The organism is Rhodovulum viride, from assembly GCF_003265965.1.
Taxonomy (GTDB): Bacteria; Pseudomonadota; Alphaproteobacteria; order Rhodobacterales; family Rhodobacteraceae; genus Rhodovulum; species Rhodovulum kholense.
The window spans coordinates 1-23,322 of sequence record NZ_MUAV01000014.1 but is presented as its reverse complement, the minus strand read 5'-3'; the positions used below and the strand labels follow the sequence as shown (position 1 = coordinate 23,322).

Genomic DNA, 23,322 nt, shown 5'->3' with positions numbered 1-23,322 from the left:
ACTTGGGCTCTTGCATTCGGACCGGCCTCATGGTCCCATACTGGTCAGACCGGTTTGTCCGGTCAATCCAGAATCATAACCAACGGGGATCGACAATGACCAAGACAGGGATGACCGCCGCCGCGCTCGGGCTGGCGGTGCTGGCGGGCGGGGCTGTGCCCGCGGCGGCGCAGGACACGCTGACCGTCGGCGCCAATATCGGCAACGTGCCGTGGGAGTTTCAGGACGAGACCGGCGCCTTCGTGGGCTTCGAGGTCGACCTGGTGAATGCCGTCGCCGAAAAGCTGGGCGACGAGGTCGAGATCGTGAACATCCCGTTCAACGGGCTCTTCTCGGCGGTGCAGTCGGGCCGGATCGACATTGCCATGTCCTCGATCACCATCACCGACGAGCGGCTGGAATCGGTCACCTTCGCCCAGCCCTATTACGACAGCGACCAGTCGCTGACCGTCGTCGCGGGCGGCCCGGCCTCGCTGGACGAGATGTCGGGCAAGACCGTCGGCGTCGATACCGGCTCGACCGGCGACATGTGGGCGACCGAACACAGCGCCGAATACGGATTTGGCGACATCCGCCGCTATGAAGGCCTTGCGCCCGCCATGCTGGACCTGACCGCGGGCCGGATCGACGGCTATATCTCGGACATTCCGGCGCTGCTTTACTACGTCAAGGACAAGCCCAACCTCGAGGTCGTCCAGCGCATCGAGACCGGCGAGAAATACTCGATGATGTTCGCCAAGGACGCGCCGCTGGCGCAGACCGTGAACGATGCGATCACCGCGCTGAAGGACGAGGGCGCCATCGCCGCGCTGCACGAGAAATGGTTCGGCAAGGCGCCGGAGGACACCACCTCGACCGTGCGCGTCCTGCCGATGCCGTCGCTCGACTGACCGGAGACCGGGGCCGCGCCACCGCCGCGCGGCCCCCTTCCAGGGAAAGGCCCCCATGGGAATCGTCGAGACCTTCCTGAACGCCGAGGTGTTCGTCCGGACCTGGCCGCTGCTGGTCAAGGGACTCTGGGTGACGCTACAGCTCGGCGCGTCGAGCATCCTTGCCGGGCTGGTTCTGGGCCTCGGCCTGTCGATGGTCCGGCTTTACGCGCCGTGGCCGCTGCGGTTTCTGGCCCGGATCTATATCGACGTCTTCCGCTCGATCCCGGTGCTGGTGCTGTTGATCGTCGTCTATTACGCGCTGCCCTTCGTCGGCATCCGGCTGTCGCCCTTCGTGTCGGCCATGACCGCACTGTCGCTGGTCTCGGGTGCCTATACCGCCGAGATCTTTCGGGCCGGGATCGAGGCGATCCCGCGCGGCCAGTTCGAGGCCTCGGCCGCGCTGGGTCTGACCGCGCGCCAGACCATGATCGACGTGATCCTGCCACAGGCGATCCGGGTGGTGATCCCGCCCCTGACCAACAACTCGATCAACGTCGTCAAGGACACCGCCCTGGCCTCGGTGGTGGCGATGCCCGACCTGCTGAAACAGGCGACCCAGGCCCAGGCGCTGGCCGCGAACCCGACCCCGCTGATCGGCGCCGCGCTGATCTATCTGGCCTTCCTCTGGCCGCTGGTCGCGCTGGTCACCCGGATGGAGCGCCGCTTCGGCGCGAGGAGGCGCTGAGATGTCCGGCTTTGTGAGCATCCGCAACCTGCGCAAGTTCTACGGCGATTTCGAGGTGCTGAAGGGCATCGATCTGGAAATCGAGAAGGGCGAGGTCGTCTGCGTGATCGGCCCCTCGGGGTCCGGCAAGTCGACCCTGATCCGCTGCATCAACCGGCTGGAGGACTTTTCCGAGGACAGCGCGATCCTTGTGGACGGGATCCATGTGACGCCCGGCCGGTCGCTCGCCCGGGTCCGGGCCGAGGTCGGGATGGTGTTCCAGTCCTTCAACCTCTTTCCGCATCTGACCGTGCGCGAGAACGTCATGCTGGCGCCCCGCCGGGTGCGCCGCACCCCCCGCGCCGCCGCCCGGGCGCAGGCCGACCGCCTGCTGGCCCGGGTCGGCATCGCCGAGCAGGCCGACAAATATCCCGAGCTTCTGTCGGGCGGCCAGCAGCAGCGCGTGGCCATCGCCCGCGCGCTGGCGATGGAGCCGCAGGTGCTGTTGTTCGACGAACCCACCTCGGCGCTCGACCCCGAGATGGTGGGCGAGGTGCTGGACGTGATGCGCGCGCTGGCCGGGACCGGCGTGACCATGGTGATCGTGACCCACGAGATGGGCTTTGCCTCGCAAGTCGCCGACCGGGTGATCTTCATGGATGGCGGCCGCGTGCTTGAGGTCGGGCCGCCCGATCAGGTGCTGGGCGCGCCGCAAGAGCCCCGGACCCGGAATTTCCTCAGCGCGGTGCTGAACCACTGACGCGATCTTCTACCGACAAGGACAGACGATGACCGAACCGACCGACCCGCTCGACATGGCGTTCGTGCAAAGCCAGTTTCCCGGCCTGCGCGACGACTGGGTGTTCTTCGACAATGCCGGGGGCGCGCAGACCGTGCGCGGGGCCATCGACCGGGTGACCGAGTTCCTGACCCATCGCAACGTGCAGATCGGCGGCAGCTATCAGGTCTCGCTCGACGCGGCCGAGGCGCTGATGCGCGGGCGCCGGGCGGCGGCGACGCTGGTCAATGCCGCGCGCCCCGAAGAGATCGTCTTCGGCCCCTCGACCACGGTGCTGATGCAGACCCTCGCCGCCGCGATGCGCAGCCAGTTCCGGCCCGGCGACGAGATCGTGGTGACCATGGCCGACCACGAAAGCAATATTGGCCCCTGGATGCGGCTGCGCGAATTCGGGGTCGAGGTCAGGGTCTGGCCGCTCGCCCCCGAGACCTACGAGTTGAACCTCGAGGATCTCGCGCCACTGATGTCCGACCGGACGCGGCTGGTCTGCGTCACCCATGTCTCGAACATTCTCGGCCATATCAACCCGGTGGCCAGCATCGCCCGGTTCGTCCACGACCATGGCGCGCAGATCGTGGTCGATGCCGTCGCCTACGCGCCGCACCGGCTGATCGACGTGCAGGGCTGGGATGTCGATTACTACGTCTTCAGCCTGTACAAGACCTACGGGCCGCATACCGCGATCATGTATGGCAAGTACGACCTGCTGCTGCGGCTCGACGGGCTTTACCACTACTTCTACGGCAAGGACAAAGTCCCGGGCAAACTCGAACCCGGCAACCCGAATTACGAACTCGCCTACAGCACCGAAGGGGTGGTCGAATATCTGGCGGCGCTGGGCACGCGCGCCGGGGCGGCCGCCGATGCCGGCCTGCGCGACCGGGTGGCCGCCGGGTTCGCGGCAATCGAGCGGCACGAGGCGCTGCTGACCGACCGGCTGCTGTCTTGGCTGAACGCACGCAACGACTGCCGCGTGATCGGCCCCGCCCGGACGGGCGACGAGGCCCGGGTTCCGACCGTGGCCTTCCGCTTCGACGGGCTCGATTCAGCGGCGGTGACGCGGGCGATGGACGGCTACGGCATCGCCATCCGGCATGGCGACTTCCATGCCCGGCGGCTGGTCGAGGATCTGGGCGAATCCGGCGAAGGCGGCGTGCTGCGGGTCTCGATGGTGCATTACAACACGCTGGCCGAGGTCGATCGCCTGACCGCCGCCCTGGCCGAGATCGTTCAGGCCGCCGCGGCCTGAGCCGCGCACTTCGGCAGCGTCCGCCGGTCCTGCGGCCCACCCCCGGGCCGCGCGGCGCGGCCTGCCGAAAAGACCCGGGCCGGAGGAGTTTCCCCCGGCCCGGGCAAGGTTCAGGCGCCCATGAACGTGTAGTCGTGCACGAAGTCGATATTCGCCGCCGTCACGCCGCTGCCCCGGACATAGATGGCGTCGTCCTGCCCCAGCGGGTCGTCGAGATAGACCACCACGCTGGTTCCGGACTGGACGATCCCGCCGATCTCGACCCCCTGGCCCAGCGCGATCCGGTCGACCCCGACCTCGTAGTCCAGCACGAAGTCGCGCTCGCGGCTGCCGTTCAGCGCCTCGTCGCCGAAGTAGAACAGATCGGCCCCGGCCCCGCCCAGCATGGTTTCGTAGAAACCCGCGCCCGAGACCACCAGATCGTCGCCATCGGTGCCCGTCAGGCGGTCGTTCCCAGCCGTGCCCATCACCAGCGTCAGCGCCGGGGCGTCGATTACCGTGTCGTCGCGGTAGTTGAGGTTCTGGATCCGCTCGTCGCCCTCGGCCCCGGTATCGGCCAGATCGAAGGCGCTGTCGGCATCGCCGAAATGCGCGGCCAGATATTCGGCCAGCGCATCCTGTTCGGTGCCGTCGGCGGCGAAGGTCGCCACGCCCGACAGGGTGCCGTCCGCGCTGCCGTCGCCGTCGAGATCGGCCAGATCGACCCGGTCGGTATAAGCCGCGCCTTGCGGGAAGGGATAGCCGTCGCCGCCATCGGCCATGAAGTTCAGCGTGACAACCCGGACCAGCCCGTCGGCATCGCCCACCAGTTGGCCGTCGCGCACCAGCACGTCGAGGTCGTTGCCATCGGCATCGGTGATCGCGGCCGAGACGATCCGCGCCCCCGCGGGCAGGTCGGGGTCGAAGCTGAACTGCACGCCCGAGACCTGCGGGAACTGGCCCGCCGCCGAGGGCGCCGCCGCGACCCCGTGTTCGAGGATCGCGACCAGATCGGCCCGGGTGACCGTGACCAGCGACAGCGCGTTGTTGAAGGCCAGCGTCGCCTTGATGTCGGTCTCGCTGATGCCGCCCTCGGGTTTGACGATTTCGCCGTCGGCATCGACGATCTCGCCATTGGCCTGACGCACGTAGTCTGTGCCGCCCGCGGGCACCACGGTCTCGCCGATCGAGGCGCGGATGCCGCCGCCGTTCTTGATCGAGACCAGCACCGTGTCGTCCACCGCCCGGGCCGCCGCCAGGTTGGCATCGGCGGTCAGGTCGCCCAGATTGGTTTCCTGGATGCGGACCCCGTCAGTGTCGCCCACCGCGCCGGTGCCCGACCGGTTGCCGTTCAGGAACACCTCGGAGATGCCGAAGACATTGCCCTCGGTCGCCACGATCTGCGCGCCGATGGCATCGGCAATCGCCTGGATCTCGGGATCGACGAGGTCTTCGGCGCCCAGATCCGCCACGCCCTGATCGTCGGTCGCATAGGCACCCGAGACCTCGGCATCGTAGCTGTCGGCCAGGATGTGCCCGTCCTCGTCGAAGTCGATCACCAGCCGGCCGACATATTTGTAGGACCCGTCCGTGTTGACCACCGCGACGGTGTTGCCATCGGCGTCGGTGACGAATTGCGGATAGGTGCCCTGCGCCGCGTCGTCATCGCGCAGCCGGTCGGTCTCGTCCGCCAGCAGCGTGTTCGACCCGCCCGCCAGGATCACATCGACATCCGACAGCCGCGAGGCCAGCGCCAGCTCGATCCCGAGGATCTGCATATGCGCCATCAGGATGACCTTGTTCATCCCCGGATGGGCGGCCAGCACCGCATCGACCTCGGCCTGAATGACCGCGGCCAGCGCGTCAAGCTCGGCCTCGGTCGGTTGCGTGCCCTCCCAGTCGGGCGAGATCGTCACGCCGCCCGGGCTCGAGATCCGGCCCAGCGTCGGCGTGGTCGCGCCCACGATCCCGATCAGGTCGCCATTGACGTCGAGAACGGTCGACGAGGTGATCGAATTGCCCTGCGGCGCCTGCCCGCCCGCCGCCGCAAGCGGGGCGAGGTTCGCATCGGTCGAGACGTCGAGATTGGCCGAGAGATAGGGGAAGAGGGTGCCGGTGAAGTCCTGCCCGGCCAGCGCGGACCCCGTCAGCGCCGAGAAATCGCCCGCCGCATCGCCCGAGATCAGACCGGCCAGCACCGCCGTGCCCTTGTCGAATTCGTGGTTGCCCAACGCGATGGCGTCGAAGCCCAGCTCGTTCTGGATCTGGATATCGGCGATCCCGCCCGACCCGAAGACCGAGGCCGAGGCTTCGAAGAAGACGCCCGGGATGAAGGCGTCGCCGGAGCTCAGCCGGATGGTGTTGTCGGCAAGCCCGTCATTGCCCAGATCCTGCGCCTCAAGCGCGTTCATCACCGCCGAGAGGTTCGGCGCCGCCTTCACGGACGAGGCGCTGCCCTCCTGGTCCGAGACATGCAGGATTTCCAGCGTGAAGATGCGGGGCGCGCTTTGCAGATCGAGCCCGACCACCACCGGATCGTGATCCGAGGCGCGGTAGGGATCGGCGGTGTAAAGCGACCCGTCGCGGCCGTAATCGAGGTTGTAGTCGAGCGCGTCGGCCTCGTCGGCATTGATGTTCCAGATCGTGGCGCCGGTCACCTGGTCCGCAAGGCTGCCGCTGGCCAGCGCATGATCGAGCGAGCCGGTCATGCCGTCGAAGACATAGGAATAGCCGTCGGGATCGTATTGCGTGACGACGTTGACAAAGTCGTCCGCGGTGCCCGCGATGTCATCGGCGCCCGCCTCGATGGCCTTGACCGGGTCTTCTTTCGTGTAGGCGTTCAGATCGCCGATGATCAGGACATCCGGGTCGCCCGAGCCGGTCGGATCAGAGGCCAGCCAGTCGGCCAGCGCCTTGGCGGCCTCGGTCCGGGTTGCGTTATTGGCACCCTGCCCATCGCCAATATCCTCGTCGCCCGGCAGAACCGAGCCCTTGGATTTCAGATGGGTCACGACGGCGGTGAAGCTTTCGCCGCTGGCGGTTTCGGTGAAGGTCTGGGCCAGCGCCGGGCGCTGTACGCCCTCGGTCGCAAAGCGGCTGTCGACGGTTTCGTCGAGGATCGCGAAATCGCCGGTCAGCGACACGGTCTCGGTGTTGTAGAGGAAGCCCACCTTGATCGCGTCGCCCTCGACCGGGCCGCCCATCGCGCCCTCGATCGGGCCGGTATCGACATAGGCATAGCTGCAGCCCTCGGCATTCAGCGCCGCCACCAGCGCGGCCAGCGAGGTCGAGCCCAGCGGGTCGTTCTCGATCTCGATCAGGCCCACCACATCGGCCGCCACCGCCTTGATCGCGGCCACCAGCTTGGCCTCCTGGCGGTCGAACTCGGTCAGCCCGTCATAGGAGAACGCATTCGCGCCGCGCGGCTCTTCATCCCCCCCAGGCCCGGTATTGTAAGGGCCGTTGTAGCTGCCGGGATTGGTGTCGATGGTGGTGAAATAGTTCAGCACGTTGAAGGACGCGACGGTCAGGCTGCCGCCCACATCCTCGGGGGCATCGCTCCGCGGATTGGTGGCGGTCAATTCGCCCGCCTGCGGCAGGTGGATGCGGTATTCGGGCTCTTCCGAACTCGAGGCGCTGTCCTCGGAATAGCTGAGAACCCCGGTCAGCCCGGTATAGACATCGCCCATCCGGATCACGTCGCCGCCATCCAGCGTGCCATCCTCGCCGAGGAAGGGCACCAGGATCTCGGCCGGGTTCTGCGCGTCGGACCCGTCATCCAGCACCAGCGACCGCGCCGCCACCTCCTTCAGATAGGCGGCATAACCCTCGACGCCGGGCTCGAAGATCTCGGTATAGGTGACCAACTGGCCGTCCGAGCTGATCCGGATCGTGCCGAACCGGTCCAGCTGGAACATCTCGGTCACGCTCATCTCTTCGGGAATGGTGACCAGCATGCCCTCGTAGGCCTCGAGATTGGCGACATAGTCGCCATCGGCATCGACCAGCACCGTCGCGGTGGGGAACGCGATGACCGTGGCCTCGGGCAGCGCGGCCGTGCCGTCGACCGCTACAGTGTCGGCATTGATCCGGGTCTCGCCGCCGGTTTCGGCGACGATGCCCTCGACCGTCACCAGATCGCCCGGCGCAACCGCCAGCGTCGAGGCGACGAAGATCCCTTCCGAGGTCTTCGCATTGCCATCGGCATCGCTGTCCTCTTCCTGGATATAGAAGCCGCCGAGCCCCGGCACGACCTGGGTCACGACCGCCTGCACCCGGACCGCCGCGCCCAACATCGGGCTTTCGTCGGCGGCTCCGGCGACGCCCACCAGCGTGCCGTCGGCCAGGTCGGTTTCGCCCTGAATGTCGTGGATGAAGACATCGTCATAGTCCCCGCCGACCTCGCGCGTGGCGGCGGTGGGGGTGTTGGCCGGGCCAAGGTTGAAATCGGCCAGCACGAAATCGGCCGCGCTGTCGGTATCGACGCCATCCTCGGCGCGGCGCGCGCCCGCGGGCAGGAAGCTGCCATCGGGTCCGACGACCGGCGCGCCGAAGGCAAAGGACCCCGCGCCCTCGCCATCGGTCACGCCGAGGCTGTCGATCACGGTTTCCGTGCCGGTGACGCTGGTGCCCGACAGCGAGGCGGTCTCGACCAGGGCCAGAGTGTAGCTGGAGTTTTCGATGGTGTTGGTCGCGATCACCAGATCGGGCGTCACGCCATAGACCTGCGCGACCGACGCGGTGCCGACCAGGAAGAACCCGTTGGTGCCCAGCGTGTCCCCCGCGTCAAAGTCGATCCGGGCGTCGATATGGCCGTTATCAGACTGAGCGTCGCTTTCGACCACGATCAGGCTCAGCCCCGCCAGCGACTGGCCGGGCGTACCGTAAAGCTCGACATATTCGACATCGGTGCCGGTGGTGCTGCCCAGCACCTCGTTGATCACCAGCGCCTGCGCGCCGGCGCCGTAACCGGCCAGCGGCACCGGCGCGGCGGCGGAGGCATTGGCGGTCGCGTCGTCCAGCGCGTCGGCGCCCGAATAGGTCCAGTCGGCGGGGTCGAAGACCGGGCTCGGGCCGGTGCCCGGATTGCGCGCGGCCCAGCCGTCGCGATAGTCCCAGACGGTGCCGGAGCCCGAGGCGTCGGGCGTGCCGAAGGTATCGACCACGGTGCCGTTCAGGAACAGCTCGATCGCATCGTCGCCGTTGATCGAGGCCGCGGTGGCCGAGACGAAGTCCGGGGCAAAGCCGAAGAAGGCCGCGAAGCCGGTCGATTCGGTGGCCAGGTAAAGATAGCTGCCCGCCTGCACCGAAACGGGGGGAAACCCGAATTCCTGCCCGTCCGTACCGCCGCCATTATTGGCCGAGCCAAGCCCGTAGACCGACAGGTCGGCAATGTCTTCAAGGGCATAAAGCTCGATGGCCTTGGGAAGCCCGCCGCTCAGCGGGCCGTCGACGATGGCGGTCAGCACAAGACCGGACCCGGTCGATGCGAGTTCAGGCATGGTGAATTCTCCCCGTTGCGAGGACCGCCCCCCGCGGCCCCCTGCGCGCCCCCTTTGCGGAGCCGTGGCCAGCCCTAGCAGCGCCACATGACGGGAATGAGAAGGTTAACGCCCGGCGAAAACGCCGCCGCGTCAGATATCGGCGGTGGCCAGGGCCAGCCCGTCGACGACAGCGGTAAAGGCCTCGGACCGGCGCAGCGCGGCGCCGGGACAGACCGCGCGGGCCTCGGCCTCGATCAGGCCCATCAGGCTCGAGCCCCCGACCAGCACCACCGCGCCGATCTGGTCCGGGCGGGCCTGGGCCAGCATCAGGGTTTCATAGATCGCCATCCTGAGCGGCTCGCGGTACGGCGCGAGCGCCGCGTTCAGCGAGCCCGCCGTGATCGGGGCGCCAAGGCCGCGTTCGATCCGGTCCATCTCGATCCGCGCCGCCGCGCCGCCGCCATTGGCCGCGATCTTGCCCGCCTCGACCGCGAAGGCCAGTTCGTGACCCAGCCGCGCGCCGATCACATGGCCAAGCCGCCCCATCGCTGGCGCGTCGACCGCGTGGCGTTCCATGTCGGCCACCGCCCGTTCGGTCTCGCGCGTGTACAGGAAGGGGATCATCGCCCAGGTCGACAGTTCGACATAGATCGCCTTCGGCACCGGCAACAGCCCCTCGCCGAGACTGCGGCGCAGCTCGCCGCCAAGCCCCAGCAGCGGCATCGCATGGGCCATCGACACGGCATGGTCGAAATCGGTGCCGCCCAGCCGGATACCGTGGCTGGCCAGGATCTCGATGCCGCCCGGGGCGGCGCGGAAGACTGAGAAATCCGAGGTGCCGCCGCCGATATCGACGATCAGCCCCAGCGCGTCAGCCCGGGCATCGGCGCTGGCGGCCAGCGCGGCAGCCTCGGGCTCGAAGCGGAAGCCCACCTCGCGAAAGCCCGCCGCCTCGTAACAACCGCGCAGATCTGCCTCGGCGGCGGCGTCGCGGACCGGATCGGCGCTGTGGAAATGCACCGGGCGGCCCGACAGGACCCGGTCGAAGCGGGTGCCCGCATCGGCCTCGGCGCGGGTCTTCAGTTCGGCCAGAAAGGCGGTGACGATCTCGGCCAGCGTCCGCCGCTTGCCGCCGATCGGGCGCGCCTCGTGGAAAAGCGGCGTGCCCAGAACGCTTTTCAGCGCGCGCATATAGCGGCCTTCGTCGCCCGCGATCAGCGCCTCGGCGGCGGCCGAACCGATCCGCATCGACGACCGGTCCTCGGGGAAGAAGACGGCGGTGGGCAGGGTCTCGGCACCGGGCTCGATGGCCAGCCTCTGCACCTTGCCCCCGGCCAGCATCGCCGCGGCCGAGTTCGAGGTTCCGAAGTCGATGGCAAGCGGGGCGGGGGCAAGCGGGGCGGACATGGCGGGACTCCCTGACGCAAGAAGCCTGCCGAGCTAGCGGAAACCGCGCGGCGGCGCAAGGGGCGGCACCCGCCGCCCGAGGCCAGTCTTGGTTTTTGAGGCGTTCGCGCGCATACTTTCCGAAGGGGATTTTAGGGGGGATTTTTTGATGACGCTTGAATTGCTTGTTGCCGCACAATCGGTCGCGGCACCCGAGGCCGAGCCCGGCCTGCCGCCGGACCGGCTAAGGTTCACCCTGGAATACGCCGCGGCGCCCGATTGCGAGGCCCAGCGCGCGCGCCTCGCGGGGATGCTTGGCGGCGATCGCTTCAGCCTGGAGCCGCTCGACCCGCTGCTGCCGCAGTTTCTGGTGCTGCAGTTTCCCGGTGTCCGGCGGCGGGTCTCGCCCGAGGCGCTGTTCGACGCGGCCGACACGCTGGTCGAAGAGATGCAGCTGGTTTCGGCGGTGCCCGACATCCGCGCCAGCTTCGTCGGGGCGCCCGAGGACCCCGAGCGGGTCGAAAGCGTGGCCGATGCCTTTCTCACCCTCACCTGCTGGGTGGCGAAGGACGAGGCGCTGCCCGACGACTGGGCGGTAAGCGCGATCAACGTCAAGCCGGTCTGGGCGCGTGGCATCACCGGGCAGGGCATGCTGGTGGCCCAGCCCGATACCGGGGTCGCCGACCATCCCGAACTGGCGGGGGCGCTGGATCTAAGCCGCGCCTGGAACACGCTGACCGGCACCGCCGATCCGACCGATCCGCTGTCGACCAGCATGGGCAATCCGGGCCATGGCACCGCGACCTCCTCGACCGTGGCCAGCCGCGCGCCGGGCCGGGTCTTCGGCGCCGCGCCGGGGGCGAAGGTGGCGCCGATCCGCTGTCTCGACGCGGTGGTTCTGGGGCTCGACCCGACGCCGGTCGCGAAGGCGATCCTGCATGCGGTGCATGCGGGCGCCGACGTGATCTCGATGTCGCTGGGCGGCGCGCTTTATTCCCCGGCGATGGCGGCGGCTCTGCGGACGGCCGCGCAGGCCGGGATCGTGATCGTCTCGGCGGCAGGCAATTGCGTGCAGCCGATCGTGGTCTATCCCGCGCGCGACCCGAACGTGGTGGGCATGGCCGGGACCAACCATCTGGACAGGCCCTGGAAGGGCACCAGCCGCGGCCGCCAGGTGGCCGCCGCCGCCCCGGCCGAGAATGTCCGCGTCGCGCGCCGCAAGCCCGGCGACAACGGCCAGGGCACGACCGAGCCCAGTCAGGGCACCTCGTTTGCGACCGCGCTGACGGCGGGCGTGGCCGCGCTCTGGGTCCAGCATCTGGGGCGCCAGAAGGTCAGGGACGAGGCCGCGCGGGTGGGCATCACCGTCACCGACCTCTTCCGCACCGCGCTGAAGGCAACGGCGCGGCGGCCCGCGAACTGGCCGCAAGGCATGGGGGCGGGGATCGTCGATGCCGACGCGCTTCTGCGGCTCGACCTGTCGCGCATCAGCCCGCTCGCGGCGCCCGAATCCGCGCCCCCGCCCGACGACGATGCTATCCTCGCCGCGCTGGAGGACAGCTTTGACGCCATCGAGATGGGCGACGGCGACTGGCCCCGGGTCGGCACCGAGGCGGTCTATCTGCTGAACGATGCCTGGCTGCGCGAGAACCGGGCGGCGGGCGTCGCGGTCGAGACCACGGCGAGCCCGCGCCCCAGCGCCGGGCTTGTGCGCCACATGCCCGAGCCGGTGATGCGCGGGCTGGCCGCGCGGTCCGATGCGGGCGCCTTCACCCCGCCGCTGATCGCGGCCACCGGCCCCTCGGCGCAATACGCGAAGCTGCTGGCGGCAGGCCAGCCCGGCACCGCGGAATCGAGCGCGAACCTGACCGAACCCGAGGCCCGGGCGCGCCTTGCGGGCGAGGGCGCGGGGCGGCTGATGGCGCGCACCCGCGCCAGCCTCGACCGGCTGCAGGCCACCGGGCTTGGCGACCGCGACGCGCAGGCCCGGATGCTGGAAGGCGCCGAAGAGGTGATCCGCATGGCCGCCGAGGACCGGCTGGACGAGCTGGACCTGCCCGGCCGCATCACGCTCGAGGCGCTTGTGCGGATCCAGGACCGCCCCGCCTTCCGGGTGATCGACGGCAGCGTCGATACCGACGATCCGCTGGCGGGCGACTGGGCGCCCTTCCTGGGGCTGGTGGTCAACCTGCCGGACTGGACCCGGTCGGTCGGGCGGATCGACCTCGACGGCACCCATATCGGCACCGGCTTCCTGATCGGCGGCGGCCGGGTGATGACCAACCGCCATGTGCTGGAAGCCTGCGCCGACGAACTGGCAGGTCCCGGCGGCAGCCTCTGGCGGATGGGCCGCGGGGCGGTCACCATCGACTTTTCAGAAACCGCAGATGGCAGCCAGCGCCATGCCCTGACGGGCGTCGTCATGGCCGGGCCCGACCCGATCAACGGGGTCGAGCGGCTGAGCCATCTGGACATGGCGCTGCTGAGCCTCGACGCGACCGCCCCGGGCCTGCCGCGCGCGCTGCCGCTGGCGCGGCAGATGGACGAGGCGGCCGACATGGTGGTGATCGGCTATCCCGCCCGGCCGGGCCGGTCGGCCTTTGTGGACCCTGCGACCGGCGCGGTCAGCCGCGAGATCGGCAATCGGCTGCGCGAGATCTTCGGCACCGATTACGGCCGCAAATACGTGGCTCCGGGCCGGATCATCCAGGGGCCGGGCATGCTGCCGGGCGACAGCGAGGGCTGGGCCGCCAGCCATGACTGCACCACGCTCGGCGGCAATTCGGGCTCGGTGCTGGTGCAGTTCACCGCGACGCCCTCGGTCGCGGGGCTGCATTTCAGCGGCGCGCCGCTGACCGCCAACAAGGCCCATGCGCTGGGGCGGGTGGACCAGAGCCATCTTGGGCCGATCCCCGGCGCCGCCTGGATCTGACCGCAATGCCTGAGGCCATTCCGACGGCGGCAATCATGCGCCTTGCGCGGGGCCTGCGGGTCTCGCGCAGCGTGTTCGAGACCGCCTTCGACGAGATCGGTGTCAGGCACCAGGCCCCGAGTTTCATGGAACTGGCCGAGACCCGCAACCAGATCGACCCGCTGCCCGCCGGGGCCGAACGCGACCGGATGGATTTCGCCGCGGCGATGGAGCGGGCCAATGCCGATGGCTGGCTGGTCGAATTCGTGTTCCAGAAATTCGCCGACCTTTCGGCCGGGGTCAACGAGGACGCCCGGCCCGAGCTGCAGAGCATCGCCAATGCCAGCCAGCATTTCGCGGCCGCGCTGGATGTCACGACCGGCACCATGAACGCGCTGCGGCGCTGCTGCCTGATCCTCTGCGAAAAGCCCGACCCGAACGCGCCCGGCAAAACCATTGCCGAAGAGCTGGGATCGGGCTTTCTGATCGGGCCGCATCTGGTGCTGACCAACCACCATGTCGTGGCCGGGCTGCTCGACCCGGCCACCGGGACGCCGAAGCCGGACGCGGCCCCGCTGGTCCGGTTCGACTATCACATGGGTCAGCGCGAACTGGTGCCGCCGGTCGAGATCCGGGGCAGTCCCGACTGGCTTTTCGCCGCCAGCCCCAGCGTGCCGGGCGCCAGGGCCGAAACCGCCGCCGCGCTGGCGGACCATCTCGACTATGCGATCCTCAGGCTCGACGGGCGGCCGGGCCATGCCCGAGGCCATTACGACATCGCCGCCGCACCCGCGCCGCCTGCGGTGGGCGTCGGCCTCGAGCTGTGGCAGTTTCCGCGCGGCCAGCCGATGAAGGTGGTGGGCAATGTCCGCGCGCCCGCACCGCATGGACTGGCGATCGACGCCGACCCGCTGCCGCCCCGCATCCATTACCTGATGAACGCGCTGCACGGATCGTCGGGCGGGCTGGTGCTGGACGGCGACAAGCGGCCGGTGGCGATGCACGATGCCGGGTTCGAGGCGGGCGCGCAGGGCGGCGACCGGGTGAACCGGGCGATCCCGCTGGCGCTGATCGCACGCGATGCCGGGGCGGCGCTGGCGTCGGAACTGGCCCGGGTTCCGCCCCGGCTGTACTGGAGCCCGGGCCGCGCGCTTCCGATCCTGGGGCGGACCCAGCTGCAGGAGCACATTCACCGCGCGATCGACGGGCGGGCGCGCATCATCGCGGTGCTGACCGCCCCCGACGAGACCGGCGCGCGGCGGCCCCGGATCGGGCGCAGCTTCACCCACCGGGTGCTGTCCGCCTGCCTGCCGCCGGACCGCCACCATGTCCTGCTGATCGAAACCTCGCAGATCGACCCGGACCCCTTCGTCACCGCGCGCCGGATCGTCGGGCTGATGGGGCCAGAGGCCCGGGTCGACCTGCCCGGCGCCACGGGCGAGACCACGCTCGACGCCGACGCGACCGGGGTGCTGGTCGACCGCACGGTGCAGGCTTTGCTGGCGGCCGCACCGGGCAAGACGGTCTGGCTGATGATCGACGATATCGACGCCGACCCGATCGGCACCCAATGGGGCGCATCAAGCTATCTGGTCGCGCTTTACCGCCGCGTGGCCAGCGAGCCGCGGCTGCGGATCGTGCTGGCCGGGCTGCCCAAGCGGCTGGAGGGACTCGGCGATCTGCAGGACGCGACGCTGGTCGAATATCTGGCTGCGCCGCCCGGCCCGGCCGAGCTGAAGGCCTGGATCGAGGGCTTTCTGACCCGCGACATGCCGCCCGACGAATTCCCGCCGCGCCTCGCGGCGCTCTTGCGCGACCTGGCCCGGTCCGGCCTAGCAACCGAGGATGACACGGCGCCGCCCGGCTGCCCGACCGAGGCGCTGGCAAGGTTGCTGACCCGCCATGCGCAAAAGGCGTTTCTGGGCGCGGGCGGCGCGCCATGACGGATCCCACCACCCGCCGTGCCATCGCCCATGCGGCGCTGTCCGGGCCCTTCGCCCCGGCGCGGTTTCTTTATGCCGCGACCGACGCTGCCAGCCGGGCCGAGGCGCTGGGCCAGCTGGCGGCCCTGTGCCACGAGGTGGTGCGCGGCGGGGACATCCTCTGGACCATGCACACCGCCGAACGGACCCAGACCCTGAAGGCGCTGGTCCGCCAGCCCGACCTGCTGGCCCGGCTCTGGCGCAAGCGCCCGCCCCTGAAGGACGACGCCTTCGGCCGCGCGCTGAAAGCCTGCCTGACCGGCACCGGGCCGCTCGATGCCGACGCGCTTTGCCCCGAGGGCGACGACCGCCAGCCCCGGCTGCGCGCCGCGATCAGCGCAGCGATCCTGGCCCAGGCGCTGGTCCCGGCCGACCGCCGCGCGGCCGTGCGCGCCTTCGAAATGGAGCTTTATAGACGCTCGGTCGAGTTGGCCGAGGCGGCGCGACGCAAGCTGGTGCTGCCGCGCGCGCTGTCCGGGCGCGGCGCGGAACGGACGGCGGCGCTGGCCTTCATGACCGGCGGCACGGCCCCGGCCCCGGCCGAAACGCTGGCGGGCGATCCGGGACGGCTCGCGCGGGTGATGCTGATCACCGGCTCGCCCGGGATGGGAAAATCGGCCTTTCTGGCCGATCTGACGCCCCGGCTTGGCGGGCTGGTGCCGCCGCGCTGGGTCATAAGCTTCGATTTCGACCAGACGACGCTGGCCCATGGCGGCCCGGTCGCCTGGACCGAGGAGGTCACTCGCCAGATCGGCATGCAGGCGCCCGAGCTGGACGGGCCGCTTTCGGCCGCCCGCAGCGCCCGCGCGCTGGAACGCCAGTCGATGACCGGCGAGGCTACTATCAGCGCAGCCGACCTGCTGCTGGAAGATGCCCGCGCGATCCTGACCGAGGCCGGGCCCCGGCCCTTCGCCGTGGTGCTGGACACCATCGAGGAAATCACCGCGCAGGACATGCGCGACGCCTTTGCCGAAAGCCCGACCTTCACGCTGTTCTACCGGCTGCTGGCCTGGCTCGACCGGCTGGCGATGCTGGCCCCCGAAGGCCCGGGCGCGATCACGGCCATCGCCTCGGGGCGCACCGCACCACCGGTCGACGATCGCCTGCGCGCGCTCTGGTTCGATGCCTGGCTGGATCTGGCCGCGCTTGCGGCCGAAGACGCGCGCGAGCTTCTGGCACTCCGCTGCCCCGAGCTGCCCGAACCGGCCCGGGCGGCGCTGGTCGCGGCGGTGGGCGGGCATCCGCTGCACCTGTTGCTGACCGGGCGCCATCTGGACGGGCTGGCTGCGAAGGACCGCGCCCGGGTGATCGACGATCTCGGGCGCGAGGGTCTGGCCGGGATGCCGGCCGAAACCGTCCTGCGGACGCTTTACAGCCGGTTTCTCGACCGGCTCAGGGTGCGCGGCCTGCCCGAGGGGCTTGACCGCGACGCGATCAAGGCGCTGGCCCATCCGGGGCTTTTGCTGCGCGAGGTGACCGAGCCGCTGCTGGCCGAGGTGATCGCGCCCGCGGTCGGGGTCGACCTGAGCCCGCCGGGCCACGCAGCCGCCGCCTTCAAGGCGCTGGGCGAACAGGTCTGGCTGGTCAGCACCGAACCGGGCGGTACCCGCATTCGCCACCGCCGCGACGTGCGCCGGGTGATGCTGCCGATGATGCTGACCCGGCCCGAGCCCGCCCATCTGCGGGTGCTGGACGCGGCCATCGCCCGCCATGAGGCCGACGGCCTGCCCGACGAGGCCGCCTATCTGCAGGCGTTGAAGGGCGAGACCGACTGGCTGCGCGCCCATCCCGAGCGCGCGGGCGCGGTGCTGTCGCTGGCGGGCGAGGATCTCGAGGTGATGCGCCTGCCCGTCCGCGCGATCCTGAAGCATTTCGCCCCCCAGGCCGGGGCCCTGTCGCGTACCGAGATCGACGCGCTGCCGCCCGACCTGGCCCGCGAGGCCCGCGAGGCCGAGGACCTACGCAGCATGCGCCAGACCGGCGCCCGCGCCGCGCCCCCGCCCCGTGCGGCCGGGCCGCCGGAGACGCCCGAAGCCTCCGCATTCCAGGTGGTCTTCCGCCCCCGCGACATTCGGCACCCGCCGATGCAGAACCTTTTCCCGCCCGAAGACGAGGTGGCCGCATCCGATCCCCTGCCCCGCCTCGCCGACTGGATCGAGCCCGGCAGCGACGGCGGCGCGGTGCTGAACGACCGCCGCCTGCAGGATGCGATGGAACTGGCCTTCGACGAGGCCGATTTCGAACAGGTCTCGGCGATGGGCTGGGACGCGCTGTCCCGGATCGGGCAATGGCCCGACCTGACCCGGCCGCTGCCGGTCGAGACGCCCTGGCAGGATCACTGGCTCTGGCGGCTGACCCTTGTCGGCATGATCATGCCGCCGCCCTCCGGCTGGCGCGAGATCGGGCCGTTCGGCCTGATCGCCTCGGGCGAGGTGGATGCCAAGCTTATCGCCGCCGAGGGCGTGGATCTTGGCGCAGCGTTCTACGATTTCGACGCGCTTTGCCAGGACCGGCCGCCTGGCCTGCCCGAAGTCGAGACATCTCCGATGCTGCAATCGCCCTCCGGGCTGCGGCTGGTGCGGCGGCTGACCGGCTCGACGCTGGGGCGCGCCGTGCTGCGGGCCGCGACGCGGACCGACAAGAGCTTTTTCGCGGTGCCTGCGCATCTGCCGCTTCTGGCACGCGATCTGCTGGACTGGCTCGCCCGGCCCAGCGACGTCCCGCGGCTTGTCAGCGGGCTGGTCGAGGGCCATCCCGGCAAGCCCGATTTCGCAGCCCTGGCCGAGGCGCTGGCCGCCGATCCCGGCCGGGTCGAGACCGAGGCCGAGCGCATCTTCGCGGGCGCCGCCTTCGCGCCGGGCGATACCGAGATCCGGGCGCTGGTCCGGCTGGACGGGCCTGTCCCCGCCCCCGTGCTGCGTCTGATCGCACGCGGCCAGACGCCCGAACTGCACCGCGCCCTGGCCGCCGCGCTTCTGAACCGGCTGCCCCGCACCCGTGCCGCCGCCTGTTTCGAGCCGGTGGCCGTGGCCGTCCCGGTCTGGCCCAAGCGGGCCGCGCGGTCTCTGGAGGAACTGGTCGCGCCCCGCACCAGCGAATTCGACCGGCACGACCGCGCGCTTGAGCTGATCCGCTATACCGACCTTTGCGGGCTGCTGCCGAAGTTGGTCGCCGAGATGGCCGCGCGCGGACCGGCGCCCCAGCTGAAGGCCCTCAAGGCGCTTTTCGACGAGATGGACCGCCGCTGGACCTGGCCCGGCGAGACCGGCTGAGGCATCACGTCTCGAGCGGTTCGATCAGTTCGGGGCCTTCGGCGCGGTTCGAGTTCACCGCCGTCCCGACCCGGTGCAGCGATAACACCCCGTCCCTGGCCGGGCGCATCAGCGCCGCCGCGCCATGCCCCGCCTCGCCCAGCCAGAGCGGCCAGTCGTCGGGGTCGAGGATCACAGGCATCCGGTGATGGACCGGCTGCATCGCCCGGTTGGCCTCGGTGGTGACGATGGCGCAGGTCGTCAGGCTGTGGCCGTCACGCTCCCAATCCTGCCAGATCGCGGCGAAGGCCAGGGGTGCGCCGTCGCTGCGGGCGATGTACCAGGGCAGCCGCGCGTCCTGCGGGCCTTTCTGCCATTCGTAGAAGCCCGAAGCCGGGATCAGGCAGCGCCGCTGGCGCGCGGCGGCGGCAAAGGCGGGCTTCTGCGCCACGGTATCGGCGCGGGCGTTGATCAGAAGCGGCCCGTCGGCCGGGGTCTTGTACCAGTGCGGCAGGAACCCCCAGCGCATCGGGCGCAGCCGCCGAAGCCCCTCGGCCGAGGTCACGGCTGTCACCGTGTCGGTGGGGCAGATGTTGTAGTCGGGTCCGCCGGGCAGATCGTTGCCGGGCACCGCCCCGAAGAGCTCGGCCATCGCCTCTGTCGGCATCGTGATCGCGAAGCGTCCGCACATGCGCCATGGAAGGCGCGACGCGGGCTGGCTGTCAACGGCCGCGCGCCCGGCGCAACCCAGCCGACCGCGTCGGCGCGCCCCCTTGCCCTTGCAGGGAGCGGGGGGCTAGATGGGCGCAACAGAAATTTCCTGTCCCAAAAGGCATTCCCATGACCAAGAACCCCCCTGTCGATTTCAACGACCGGATGCTGTCCCTCGGGCTGGCTCGGGTCTCCGAAGCGGCGGCCATGGCCTCGGCCAAGCTGATCGGCCACGGCGACGAGAAGGCGGCCGACCAGGCGGCGGTGGACGCGATGCGCCGGCGTCTGAACGAACTCGACATCAAGGGCGTCGTGGTCATCGGCGAGGGAGAGCGCGACGAGGCCCCCATGCTCTTCATCGGCGAAGAGGTCGGCACCGGCGAAGGCCCGGCGGTCGACATCGCGCTCGATCCGCTGGAAGGCACCACGCTGACCGCCAAGGACATGCCGAACGCGCTGGCGGTGATCGCCATGGGCCCGCGCGGCACCATGCTGCATGCCCCCGACGTCTACATGGAAAAGCTGGCCATCGGGCCGGGCTATCCCACGGACCTGGTCACGCTCGACATGTCGCCCTCGGAACGGGTCAAGGTGCTGGCCAAGGCCAAGGGCGGGCGTACCGAAGACATCACCGTCTGCATCCTCGAACGCCCCCGGCATGAGGACCTGATCGCCGAGGTCCGCTCGACCGGCGCGGCGATCCGGCTGATCACCGACGGCGACGTCGCGGGCATCATGCATTGCGCCGATCGCGGCCGCACCGGCATCGACATGTACATGGGTTCGGGCGGCGCCCCCGAGGGCGTGCTGGCCGCCGCCGCGCTGAAATGCATGGGCGGGCAGATGTGGGGCAAGCTCCTGTTCCGCAACGACGACGAACGTGGCCGCGCGGCCAAGGCCGGGATCTCCGATCTGGACCGGATCTATGCCCGCGACGACCTGGTGCAGGCCGATGTGATCTTCGCCGCCACCGGCGTCACCGACGGCTCGCTTCTGCCGGGGATCAAGCGCGAGGTGGGGTATCTGACCTCCGAAACCCTGCTGATGCGGTCGAAGACCGGGTCGGTGCGGCGGATGTTCTACCGCAACCCCACCAAGTAAGGCATGACGCGCGCGTATCTGGGGGTCGAGTCATCGGCCACCGGGCGGCGCTGGGTCGGCCCGTCGGAGGAAGAGGCGCGCCAGGCCGAGGCTCTGGCGCAGACCGCCCTGCTGCCCCCTGCCGTCGCGGCCGTGCTGGCCCGGCGCGGGGTGGCGGCCGAGGCGGTGCCCGCCTTCCTCGACCCGACCCTCAAGGACCTGCTGCCCGACCCTCTGTCGCTGCGCGACATGGGCCGGGCCGCCGCGCGGCTGCTGGAGGCGCTGACCGGACGCCAGCGGATCGCGGTCTTTGCCGATTACGACGTGGATGGCGGCGCCTCGGCCGCGCTGCTGCTGACCTGGCTGCGCGCCATGGGCCACGGCGCCACGCTGTATATCCCCGACCGGATCGACGAGGGCTATGGCCCCAACGTGCCCGCGATGCAGGCGCTGGCGCGCGATCACGATCTGATCGTCTGCGTCGATTGCGGCACGCTCAGCCACGAGCCCATCGCCGCAGCCAGCGGCACCGATGTCGTGGTGCTGGATCACCACCTCGGCGCCGAGACGCTGCCCCCCGCGCTGGCCGTGGTGAACCCCAACCGGCAGGACGAGGATGGCAGCCTTGGCCATCTTTGCGCCGCGGGCGTCGTGTTCCTGCTGCTGGTCGAGGTGAACCGGCAGATGCGCGAGCGCGGGCTGCGCGGCCCCGACCTGCTGCAATCGCTGGATCTGGTGGCGCTGGCGACCGTGGCCGACGTCGCGCCGCTGACCGGGGTCAACCGCGCGCTGGTGCGCCAGGGGTTGAAGATCATGGCACGGCGCCAGCGCCCCGGTCTGGTGGCGCTGTCCGACGTGGCGCGCATGAACAGCGCCCCCACGCCCTATCATCTGGGCTTCCTGCTCGGCCCCCGGGTCAATGCCGGCGGCCGGATCGGTCAGGCCGATCTGGGCGCGCGACTGCTGGCGACCGCCGACCCCGACGAGGCCGCGGCGCTGGCCGAACGGCTCGACCAGCTCAACACCGAGCGGCGCGAGATCGAGGCCGCGGTGCGGGCCGCGGCCCTCGACCAGGCCGAGGCGCGCGGCACCGAGGGCCCTCTGGTCTGGGCCGCGGGCGAGGGCTGGCATCCGGGTGTCGTCGGCATCGTCGCGAGCCGCCTGAAAGAGGCCACCAACCGCCCCGCCGTGGTGATCGGCTTCGATGGCGACGAGGGCAAGGGGTCGGGCCGGTCGGTTTCCGGCGTCGATCTGGGCGCCGCGATCCACCGGCTTGCGGCCGAGGGGCTGCTCGTCAAGGGCGGCGGCCACCGGATGGCGGCGGGGCTGACGGTCACACGCGACCGGCTGGAGCCCGCCATGGCGCGGCTTGGCGAGCTTTTGGCCCGGCAGGGCGCGGGAACGATGGGGCCGGCCGACCTGCGGCTTGACGCCTTGCTGATGCCGGGCGCCGCCACGGTCGAGCTGATCGACGAGATCGAGCGCGCGGGCCCCTTCGGAGCCGGGGCCCCTGCCCCCCGCTTCGCCTTTGCCGACTGCGCCATCCAGCATGTCCGCCGCGTGGGCGAGTCGCATCTGAAGATCAGCTTCGGCGACGGGCTGGGCGCCCGCATCGATGCCATTGCCTTCGGAGCCTTCGACGGCCCGCTCGGTCCGTTTCTCGAAGGCCATGGCGGCGCCCGCGTGCATCTGGCGGGGCGGCTCGAGGTCAATGTCTGGAACGGCCGGCAGTCGGTTCAGCTTCGGCTGGAGGACGCCGCGCGGGCGGGTTGAGCCCCGCGCCGCGGCACATGAAAAATCTGTGTCACGGGTCGAAAAAACCTCTTGCGCCCCCCCGAGGATTTGCCTACTTACCGCGCCACGCACAACGCTGGCCCGTTCGTCTATCGGTTAGGACGCCAGGTTTTCAACCTGGAAAGAGGGGTTCGATTCCCCTACGGGCTGCCATTCCATAAAAGCAGCGTTGAAATCACTCACGTTTTCGCGGTTTTTGTATCAGGAATCGTAGGTGATACACTGTTCCCGGTATGTTCATTGCCCATAACCAGTTTTTTCAGCTGCGCTGCACGCGTGTACCGTCGGCTTCCTGAAGGGTCTGGTGACCACCCCATGCCATAATCGCATGCGCGGAGCCGCCCGCTTCAGCGATGGCTGTCAGTCGTGATTTTCGAAGACCATGTGCAGACTTGCCGATGCCGGCGGTCCGAGCTGATTCCGCAATAAGGTTGCCAAGCCCCTTCACGGACCGGACCTTGCCGTTTGCCTCAAGAAAGGTGAACCCGCCAGATGTGACCTGCAGGGCGTCTTTCACTTGCCGCAGTTCCAAAGCCCATCCACGTGCGACCGCCGGAAGGGCGCTATTCCATGGAACGTGTGCGGGCTTGCCCACCTTGCTTTGCCGGTAAATCAGAACGCCATCATGGTCGATGTTGCGAGGCCCAAGCGCTGCTGCGTCAATCGTCCTGGCGGCTGTCCAGAACACCAACTCAAAGGCTGCGCGGGCGGTCGTCCCAATTGGTCAGCGCTCCCGGTAGACAGCAATTTCGGCTGCGCTCCAGGCGGGAAAGCCCTCGGATTTCACAGTGCGGCGCTTGACCTGAATGGATGGGTCGGCTTCGATTTCGCCGCGCCTCTTGGCCCCGGCCATCACGCGCCGCCATGCCTTCAATCGCGTGTTTGCTTTTCCGTCTTACAGTTTGGCCAGATCGGCTTCGATGTGTTTCGGTCTGATCGCCCTGATTTGCGCTGTTCCATAGGCTTCCGACATCGCATCGAATTCGCGCTTCATCGCGCTGCGATAAATTGCGGAAAGGGACTTCCAGTCCCGGCCTGTCTGTTCGGGCGCTGTTGCGCAAATCAGCTGACGACCGCAGTTCCCCTTTCCCCGGACACACT

Annotated in this window: 14 protein-coding genes, 1 tRNA gene and 1 pseudogene; 10 read left to right on the top strand and 6 right to left on the bottom strand. The window is 69.7% G+C overall.

All coding sequences use genetic code 11. The features are described 5' to 3' along the window. Positions 1 to 95: 95 nt before the first annotated feature. The 4 genes from BYZ73_RS12745 to BYZ73_RS12730 are packed head-to-tail and all read left to right on the top strand — an operon-like array spanning position 96 to position 3,644. Positions 96 to 890 (top strand): transporter substrate-binding domain-containing protein, encoded by a 795-nt coding sequence (locus BYZ73_RS12745; RefSeq protein ID WP_112316241.1) that lies wholly within the window; start codon positions 96 to 98, stop codon positions 888 to 890. Positions 891 to 945: 55 nt separating this feature from the next. Next, complete coding sequence (locus BYZ73_RS12740) at positions 946 to 1,617, top strand: amino acid ABC transporter permease (RefSeq protein WP_112316240.1); 672 nt, start codon at positions 946 to 948, stop codon at positions 1,615 to 1,617. 1 nt (position 1,618) lies between these two features. Further along, on the top strand, positions 1,619 to 2,356 hold the full coding sequence (locus BYZ73_RS12735) for an amino acid ABC transporter ATP-binding protein (RefSeq protein WP_108027968.1): 738 nt from the start codon (positions 1,619 to 1,621) through the stop codon (positions 2,354 to 2,356). 28 nt (positions 2,357 to 2,384) lie between these two features. After that, positions 2,385 to 3,644 carry a cysteine desulfurase-like protein gene (locus tag BYZ73_RS12730; protein WP_245943138.1) on the top strand — a complete coding sequence of 420 codons (1,260 nt, stop codon included), beginning with the start codon at positions 2,385 to 2,387 and terminating at the stop codon, positions 3,642 to 3,644. 110 nt (positions 3,645 to 3,754) lie between these two features. Here the strand turns inward: BYZ73_RS12730 and BYZ73_RS12725 are convergent, their stop codons facing one another. Both BYZ73_RS12725 and BYZ73_RS12720 read right to left on the bottom strand, forming a co-directional pair. Beyond that, the gene (locus tag BYZ73_RS12725; RefSeq protein ID WP_146746297.1) at positions 3,755 to 9,124 is read right to left on the bottom strand and encodes an ExeM/NucH family extracellular endonuclease; all 5,370 of its coding nucleotides are present in this window, start codon (positions 9,122 to 9,124) and stop codon (positions 3,755 to 3,757) included. Between the two features lie 132 nt (positions 9,125 to 9,256). Then, positions 9,257 to 10,513, bottom strand: a complete 1,257-nt coding sequence (locus BYZ73_RS12720; RefSeq protein ID WP_112316239.1) for an Hsp70 family protein — start codon at positions 10,511 to 10,513, stop codon at positions 9,257 to 9,259. Between the two features lie 148 nt (positions 10,514 to 10,661). Between BYZ73_RS12720 and BYZ73_RS12715 the strand changes: the two genes are divergently transcribed. Genes BYZ73_RS12715 through BYZ73_RS12705 form a run of 3 tightly spaced genes read left to right on the top strand, consistent with a single transcriptional unit; the run spans position 10,662 to position 18,657 of the window. Further along, complete coding sequence (locus BYZ73_RS12715) at positions 10,662 to 13,424, top strand: S8 family serine peptidase (RefSeq protein ID WP_112316238.1); 2,763 nt, start codon at positions 10,662 to 10,664, stop codon at positions 13,422 to 13,424. Between the two features lie 5 nt (positions 13,425 to 13,429). Next, a complete protein-coding gene (locus BYZ73_RS12710) occupies positions 13,430 to 15,346 on the top strand; it encodes a trypsin-like serine peptidase (protein ID WP_112316237.1) in 1,917 nt (638 codons plus the stop codon). Continuing rightward, positions 15,343 to 18,657 (top strand): hypothetical protein, encoded by a 3,315-nt coding sequence (locus BYZ73_RS12705; RefSeq protein ID WP_112316236.1) that lies wholly within the window; start codon positions 15,343 to 15,345, stop codon positions 18,655 to 18,657. The genes BYZ73_RS12710 and BYZ73_RS12705 overlap by 4 nt, the downstream gene beginning before the upstream one ends. Positions 18,658 to 18,661: 4 nt before the next feature. Here the strand turns inward: BYZ73_RS12705 and BYZ73_RS12700 are convergent, their stop codons facing one another. Beyond that, positions 18,662 to 19,327 (bottom strand): SOS response-associated peptidase, encoded by a 666-nt coding sequence (locus BYZ73_RS12700; RefSeq protein WP_112316235.1) that lies wholly within the window; start codon positions 19,325 to 19,327, stop codon positions 18,662 to 18,664. Between the two features lie 149 nt (positions 19,328 to 19,476). Between BYZ73_RS12700 and glpX the strand changes: the two genes are divergently transcribed. The 3 genes from glpX (at position 19,477) to BYZ73_RS12685 (ending at position 22,374) form a co-directional block, all read left to right on the top strand. Further along, positions 19,477 to 20,448 carry a class II fructose-bisphosphatase gene (gene glpX, locus BYZ73_RS12695; RefSeq protein WP_112316234.1) on the top strand — a complete coding sequence of 324 codons (972 nt, stop codon included), beginning with the start codon at positions 19,477 to 19,479 and terminating at the stop codon, positions 20,446 to 20,448. A gap of 3 nt (positions 20,449 to 20,451) precedes the next feature. Further along, positions 20,452 to 22,200, top strand: coding sequence for a single-stranded-DNA-specific exonuclease RecJ (recJ, locus tag BYZ73_RS12690; RefSeq protein ID WP_112316233.1), 1,749 nt, complete (start codon positions 20,452 to 20,454; stop codon positions 22,198 to 22,200). 99 nt (positions 22,201 to 22,299) lie between these two features. After that, a tRNA-Glu gene (locus BYZ73_RS12685) sits at positions 22,300 to 22,374 on the top strand. A 106-nt stretch (positions 22,375 to 22,480) separates the two neighbouring features. Here the strand turns inward: BYZ73_RS12685 and BYZ73_RS12680 are convergent. From BYZ73_RS12680 to BYZ73_RS23575, 3 genes and pseudogenes are all read right to left on the bottom strand, one after another. Beyond that, positions 22,481 to 22,909, bottom strand: a complete 429-nt coding sequence (locus BYZ73_RS12680; protein ID WP_245943143.1) for a site-specific integrase — start codon at positions 22,907 to 22,909, stop codon at positions 22,481 to 22,483. Positions 22,910 to 22,945: 36 nt separating this feature from the next. Continuing rightward, a complete protein-coding gene (locus BYZ73_RS22765; RefSeq protein WP_181498047.1) occupies positions 22,946 to 23,095 on the bottom strand; it encodes a hypothetical protein in 150 nt (49 codons plus the stop codon). A 21-nt stretch (positions 23,096 to 23,116) separates the two neighbouring features. Next, positions 23,117 to 23,322, bottom strand: a pseudogene (locus BYZ73_RS23575) (hypothetical protein); the annotation flags it as partial.